This is a genomic window from Rhizobium acidisoli (assembly GCF_002531755.2).
In the GTDB taxonomy this organism is placed as follows: Bacteria; Pseudomonadota; Alphaproteobacteria; order Rhizobiales; family Rhizobiaceae; genus Rhizobium; species Rhizobium acidisoli.
This window is the reverse complement of record NZ_CP034998.1, coordinates 3,280,348-3,287,500: the sequence shown is the minus strand read 5'-3', so window position 1 is coordinate 3,287,500 and position 7,153 is coordinate 3,280,348. Positions and strand designations below refer to the sequence as shown.

2 protein-coding genes, 1 tRNA gene and 2 rRNA genes are annotated in these 7,153 nt (G+C 57.1%); 4 read left to right on the top strand and 1 reads right to left on the bottom strand.

Translation table 11 applies throughout. The features are described from left to right. The first annotated feature begins 446 nt into the window (after positions 1-446). The 4 genes from CO657_RS16150 to CO657_RS16135 all read left to right on the top strand — a co-directional run bounded on the left by CO657_RS16150 (position 447) and on the right by CO657_RS16135 (position 5,283). Positions 447-3,324 (top strand): 23S ribosomal RNA (locus tag CO657_RS16150). A gap of 195 nt (positions 3,325-3,519) precedes the next feature. Next, positions 3,520-3,634 (top strand): 5S ribosomal RNA (gene rrf, locus CO657_RS16145). Positions 3,635-3,755: 121 nt separating this feature from the next. Further along, positions 3,756-3,832, top strand: a tRNA-Met gene (locus tag CO657_RS16140). A gap of 428 nt (positions 3,833-4,260) precedes the next feature. Beyond that, positions 4,261-5,283 (top strand): DUF808 domain-containing protein, encoded by a 1,023-nt coding sequence (locus tag CO657_RS16135; protein ID WP_054182958.1) that lies wholly within the window; start codon positions 4,261-4,263, stop codon positions 5,281-5,283. A 55-nt stretch (positions 5,284-5,338) separates the two neighbouring features. On the opposite strand, the gene CO657_RS16130 is transcribed toward CO657_RS16135, so the two are convergent. Then, complete coding sequence (locus CO657_RS16130) at positions 5,339-7,132, bottom strand: adenylate/guanylate cyclase domain-containing protein (protein WP_054182957.1); 1,794 nt, start codon at positions 7,130-7,132, stop codon at positions 5,339-5,341. Positions 7,133-7,153 lie beyond the last annotated feature (21 nt).

Here is a 7,153-nt window from a genome sequence, read left to right as displayed (position 1 = left end):
GCCTGATGCCTGTTCTGCATACATTGTGAAGAGAAGATTGATCTGGAGGCTTCCAGGTGTTGGGTTTTGCCCTTTTGGGTTTAATTCGGCGTCCGAGCCCAGTTCTGTTGATCCTATGGATGGCCTAGCCGGCCGGATATAGGGGAAGGACTGGAGGTAGGAAGGAAGCTTGTCGCTCTGGGTCGTTGTTGTTTGCTTGATCTCTAGGGATGAAGCATCTGACGGACGACTTGATTACCGTTGCCTGACCGCGCGGTATCGGATCCAATCTCGAGAAGCTGGTCTTAAGACAGGCTGCAAGTGGGCTGCTCGGCGTAGCTCCAATAAAGCAGACCTGTCGAACACGTCGATGGCATTGTTGGATTGACTGGGTTGTAAAAGGTAACCCGGTCTGTTGCCGTTTCTTTGAAGCGGGCAACGAGATGATGAGCATTGGCAATGAGAACGATTAAGTGTCGTAAGGGCATTTGGTGGATGCCTTGGCATGCACAGGCGATGAAGGACGTGATACGCTGCGAAAAGCCGTGGGGAGCTGCGAATGAGCTTTGATCCATGGATCTCCGAATGGGGCAACCCACCTTAAATACCTAGAAAATCTGTTTTGTTGCTTTCGTTGCGAGGGACTTCCTTCGTAGCGCAAAGCGCGTCGCCGGTTATCCGGCGCGCCGTCCGCAGGCCTTTGGCCGTGAGGACAAAACAGGTTTCTAGGTATTGTGATAAGGTATCTGCACCTGAATACATAGGGTGTAAGAAGCGAACGCAGGGAACTGAAACATCTAAGTACCTGCAGGAAAGGACATCAACCGAGACTCCGCAAGTAGTGGCGAGCGAACGCGGACCAGGCCAGTGGCAATTGTGATTAAAGTGGAACGCTCTGGAAAGTGCGGCCGTAGTGGGTGACAGCCCCGTACGCGTAGATATCATGATTGTCCTAGAGTAGGGCGGGACACGAGAAATCCTGTCTGAACATGGGGAGACCACTCTCCAAGCCTAAGTACTCGTGCATGACCGATAGCGAACAAGTACCGTGAGGGAAAGGTGAAAAGCACCCCGACAAGGGGAGTGAAATAGAACCTGAAACCGGATGCCTACAAACAGTCGGAGCCCGCAAGGGTGACGGCGTACCTTTTGTATAATGGGTCAACGACTTAGTGTAACAAGCAAGCTTAAGCCGGTAGGTGTAGGCGAAGCGAAAGCGAGTCTGAATAGGGCGATATAGTTTGTTGCATTAGACCCGAAACCGAGTGATCTAGCCATGAGCAGGTTGAAGGTTGGGTAACACCAACTGGAGGACCGAACCCGCATCTGTTGCAATAGATTGGGATGACTTGTGGCTAGGGGTGAAAGGCCAATCAAACTCGGAAATAGCTGGTTCTCCGCGAAATCTATTTAGGTAGAGCGTCGAGCGAATACCCCCGGGGGTAGAGCACTGGATGGGCTATGGGGACTCACCGTCTTACTGATCCTAACCAAACTCCGAATACCGGGGAGTACTACTCGGCAGACACACGGCGGGTGCTAACGTCCGTCGTGAAAAGGGCAACAACCCTAACCTCCAGCTAAGGTCCCCAAGTCATGGCTAAGTGGGAAAGGATGTGAGGATCCCAAAACAACCAGGATGTTGGCTTAGAAGCAGCCATCATTTAAAGAAAGCGTAACAGCTCACTGGTCTAAATAAGGGTCTTTGCGCCGAAAATGTAACGGGGCTGAAGCCATGCACCGAAGCTGAGGATGTGTAGCAATACACGTGGTAGCGGAGCGTTCCGTAAGCTGATGAAGGGAGACCTGTGAGGGCTCCTGGAGGTATCGGAAGTGCGAATGTTGACATGAGTAACGATAAAGAGGGTGAGAGACCCTCTCGCCGAAAGACCAAGGGTTCCTGCTTAAAGTTAATCTGAGCAGGGTTAGCCGGCCCCTAAGGCGAGGCAGAAATGCGTAGTCGATGGGAACCACGTTAATATTCGTGGGCCTGGTGGTAGTGACGGATTGCACAAGTTGTTCTGGTTTATTGGATTATCAGGGCAGCGGAGCGGTTCCAGGAAATAGCTCCACCGTATAGACCGTACCCGAAACCGACACAGGTGGTCAGGTAGAGTATACCAAGGCGCTTGAGAGAACTATGTTGAAGGAACTCGGCAAATTGCACGCGTAACTTCGGAAGAAGCGTGACCCCATTTTACGCAAGTATGATGGGGTGGCACAGACCAGGGGGTAGCGACTGTTTATCAAAAACACAGGGCTCTGCGAAGTCGCAAGACGACGTATAGGGTCTGACGCCTGCCCGGTGCTGGAAGGTTAAGAGGAGAGGTGCAAGCTTTGAATCGAAGCCCCAGTAAACGGCGGCCGTAACTATAACGGTCCTAAGGTAGCGAAATTCCTTGTCGGGTAAGTTCCGACCTGCACGAATGGCGTAACGACTTCCCCGCTGTCTCCAACATAGACTCAGTGAAATTGAATTCCCCGTGAAGATGCGGGGTTCCTGCGGTCAGACGGAAAGACCCCGTGCACCTTTACTATAGCTTTACACTGGCATTCGTGTCGGCATGTGTAGGATAGGTGGTAGGCTTTGAAGCGGGGACGCCAGTTTCCGTGGAGCCATCCTTGAAATACCACCCTTATCGTCATGGATGTCTAACCGCGGCCCGTCATCCGGGTCCGGGACAGTGTATGGTGGGTAGTTTGACTGGGGCGGTCGCCTCCGAAAGAGTAACGGAGGCGCGCGATGGTGGGCTCAGACCGGTCGGAAATCGGTCGTCGAGTGCAATGGCATAAGCCCGCCTGACTGCGAGACTGACAAGTCGAGCAGAGACGAAAGTCGGTCATAGTGATCCGGTGGTCCCGCGTGGAAGGGCCATCGCTCAACGGATAAAAGGTACGCCGGGGATAACAGGCTGATGACCCCCAAGAGTCCATATCGACGGGGTTGTTTGGCACCTCGATGTCGGCTCATCGCATCCTGGGGCTGGAGCAGGTCCCAAGGGTTTGGCTGTTCGCCAATTAAAGCGGTACGTGAGCTGGGTTCAGAACGTCGTGAGACAGTTCGGTCCCTATCTGCCGTGGGTGTAGGAATATTGACAGGATCTGTCCCTAGTACGAGAGGACCGGGATGGACATATCTCTGGTGGACCTGTTGTCCTGCCAAGGGCATAGCAGGGTAGCTATATATGGACGGGATAACCGCTGAAGGCATCTAAGCGGGAAACCCACCTGAAAACGAGTATTCCCTATCAGAGCCGTGGAAGACGACCACGTTGATAGGCCGGGTGTGGAAGTGCGGCAACGCATGAAGCTTACCGGTACTAATAGCTCGATCGGCTTGATCGTTCTCATTGACTGTGCTCATCAGCCAAAGGCTGATGAAGTGAATAGGCAAGAGGCAGTAGGAACAACTACAGCCTTCGCCCATCACAAGCATCAAAGACGTGTTCAAAAAAACGATGACAATAGTCACTGCTGCCTAATGGCTGCTGACTATTGCCTCATCCCCAGCTTCTCAAACATAAAGTTGCGCTTTGCCGACCTGGTGGTTATGGCGGGGTGGCTGCACCCGTTCCCTTTCCGAACACGGCCGTGAAACGCCCCTGCGCCCATGGTACTTCGTCTTAAGACGCGGGAGAGTAGGTCGCTGCCAGGTCTGCAAAGCGCAACTTTAAATCTTCTCAGAACAATTCTAACGGCAAACGCCGTCAAAAGGCCGCTCACAAAGCGGCCTTTCGTGTTACAATACTTCAGCAAGTCCAAACGACTTGCGCTGGCGCGGGGTGGAGCAGCCCGGTAGCTCGTCAGGCTCATAACCTGAAGGCCGCAGGTTCAAATCCTGCCCCCGCAACCAAATTCCCTTATCTTCCCCGATAGACCAGCATTGATTATCGCTGGCGCGAAGACTTCATCTTCGCTGGCGATGGTAGCTCATCGTCCTGCGGACCATAACCTGAAGGGTGAGCGGTCGGTCGGGCAAAGCCCGGTAAAACAGTCCAGTGGACTGTTTTAAGACCCGAACGGGGAAAAGCCTGCCCCCGCAACCAAATCTCCTACTTATTGCAAGATACCCAAACCCCGCCTCATGGCGGGTTTTTGCGTTTTTGCGTCCAGGCACGTCGGCCGCTGGATGAGAGCGGGCTGAGCCCGTTGCCGGCCGAATAACGGCATTGCCGTCACGATCTGTGCGTGGCATCTTCCCGGGGGTGGATGCCACGTGTCGCTTCGAGATGATGACGGGTTTTCCGTTTTTTGCTGAGTGTCTTCTCAACGGAGTCTTGGATGAGCGTTGGCTTGATTGCCCTTCTTGATGATATCGCCGCATTGGCCAAGGTGGCTGCGGCCTCGCTTGACGATATTGCCGGCCAGGCAGCCAAGGCAGGCGCGAAAGCGGCAGGTGTCGTCATCGATGACGCGGCGGTCACACCCCGCTACGTCACTGGATTTTCGGCCGCACGCGAATTGCCGATCATTGGCAAGATTGCGGTGGGTTCGCTGAAGAACAAGCTTCTGATCCTGCTTCCGGCGGCGCTTATCCTCAGCCTCGTCGCACCGCAGGCGATCACACCGCTGCTTATGATCGGCGGACTTTTTCTCTGCTATGAGGGCGTGGAAAAAGTCTACGGACTGGTGATGCCGCATGCAGCCCACGCCCATGAATCGGCGCTCGAGGCGACAAGCCTCGATGCGCAATCGCTCGAAGACGAGAAGGTCGCCGGTGCGATCAAGACCGATTTCATCCTCTCGGCGGAAATCATGGCGATTACGCTCGCCGCGGTTCCATTAGGCAGCATCTTCGCGCAGGCCTTCATCCTTGCCGTCGTTGGATTGGGCATAACGGTCTTGGTCTATGGCGGCGTAGCGCTGATCGTGAAGGCCGATGATCTGGGCCTGATCATGGCGCGTGCACAGACGGCGCCTCCGACGGGGCCGTTGCTGCGCGTGATCGGACGAGGGCTGGTCACCGGCATGCCTTATTTTCTGAAAGCGCTCGGCATTGTTGGAACGGCTGCGATGATCTGGGTCGGTGGCGGCATCATCGTTCACGGCCTCGAAGCCTATGGAGTGGCCGGCCTGGCGCATCTTATCCATGATGCCGGGGAGGTGGCCGTCCACGCCGTTCCCGTCCTGGCGTCGGTGCTGCGCTGGACCGTCGAGGCGGCAGGTGCCGGCATCGTCGGTATTGTCGCTGGCTTGATCACAATTCCGGTTGCAGGCTACATCATTTCGCCGATGTGGCGGTCCCTCAAATCACTCCTGCCGCGTCGCCGGCGGAAAGAGGCGCTGGCAGACGGGAAAAAATGAACGCTGCAGCCACCGACAGGCGGCGATGCGACATCGGTCCGAGCCGCAGTTTCTGTTAGCCTTGACGGAGAGGAACCAGCAGTCCAGCCTTGCGGAGTCCTTCGACGCGGCGGTTAAAGTCCTCGGGGTTTCGGAATGGCAGGACGCGGCGCCGGCGTTCGATGGAGAAGTCCGGGTTGATCTGGAGCGCCTTCTCCCACGCCTGTCGGGCATCCTCCGCGCGGCCGAGATGGCCATAACATGATGCCAGCAGGGCGTAAGCCGTTTCCGATTGCGCGTTTTGTTGGAGCCGCTGCTCGATCGCGGCGATGGCTTGTTGATATTCACCGAGAGAAAAGCGCGCATCGGCGAGAAACTGGAACAGAAGTTCCGGATGGTGCGGGTCAAGCCGCATCGATGCATCGAGCGTTTCCAAGGCGCCTGCGGGATCGCCGGCGAATATCTGGATATGCGCCATCAGTGTCAGGAGTTCGGCCGAGTTGGGCGACAGCGCCAGGCCACGCAGCACTTCTGCCCGCGCCCGGTCGAGCTCGTGGTTCCACATGCAGGCCATGCCCAGTGCGAAGTGGCTGTTGGGCTGTTCCTCGGCCATATCAACTGCCTGCTGCGCGAGATCCAACCCGGTCCGCAGCGAACCCTCCGGATCGTCGCTCCAGGCGTTGACGTAGTCGAGCACATGCGTGAACGAAATGAGGGCCCGGGCCGCCGCATAGTCCGGGTCGACGGCGAGAGCGTCTGCCGCCAGGCTGCGGGCGGCTCTATTTCCGGTTCGGTTATGAGCTGACGCCTGCTCACGGCCACGCAACAACAGCTCGTAAGCGCTGACATCCACGGCGCGCCCCTGGGCCAGGCGGTCCTGGTCGCCATGGGTGAGATTGAGCTTCAGCGCTGTGACGATCTCCTGGGTCAGTTCATCCTGAACCGCAAAAATGTCGGTGAGATCGCGATCGTAGCGGCTGGCCCAGATATGTCCGCCATTGCTGGCGTCGATCAATTGGGCCGTCACACGCACGCGATTGCCGGCCTTGCGCACACTGCCTTCGAGGACATAACGGACGCCGAGCGCCTTAGCCATCTCAGGTACCGAGGCTGTTACATTCTTGTAGACGAAGGATGAGTTACGGGCGATCACGTGCAATTCGGACAGCTTGGAGAGGTCGGTGATGATGTCCTCGCTGATCCCGTCGGAGAAATATTCCTGTTCGGCGTCGCCGCTCATATTGTTGAAGGCCAGTACGGCGATGGAGGGCTTGTCGGGAACGGCTGCAGCCGTAGGCCGTCTCGGCGCCGGCTGCTCTCCCGGTTGCGGTGCCGACACCGGCTGCGAGGCGGTTCCGACCTGAAGCAAATAGACCCGCATCGGCTCCGCGATATTTTTGAGGGGAACTTTGCCGAGATCGGTCACGGCACATTCAAGTCGCGCTCTTACCTGGCGGTAGGCATCCTCGGAGAGGCAGATGGCGCCAGGCTCAGCAACTCCCTCCAACCGCGCGGCGATGTTGACGCCGTCGCCCATCAGGTCGCCGTCGTTCTCCTCGACGACGTCGCCCAGATGGATGCCGACCCGGAACTCGATGCGATGCTCGGGAGGCACGCCGATATTGCGCTCGACCATGGCAGTCTGCACCTCGATCGCGCAGCGCACGGCGTCGACGACGCTGCGAAACTCGATGAGGCTTCCATCGCCGGTGCGCTTGACGATACGGCCATTGTGCACGGCGATGGTGGGATCGACCAGATCGCTGCGCAAGGTTCTCAGCCGCGCCAGGATGCGATCCTCGTCCGCACCGGCGAGGCGGCTGTAGCCGACTACATCGGCGACCAGGATCGCCGCCAGTTTTCGCGTCACGCTCGTAGCCTCAGTTCCTCA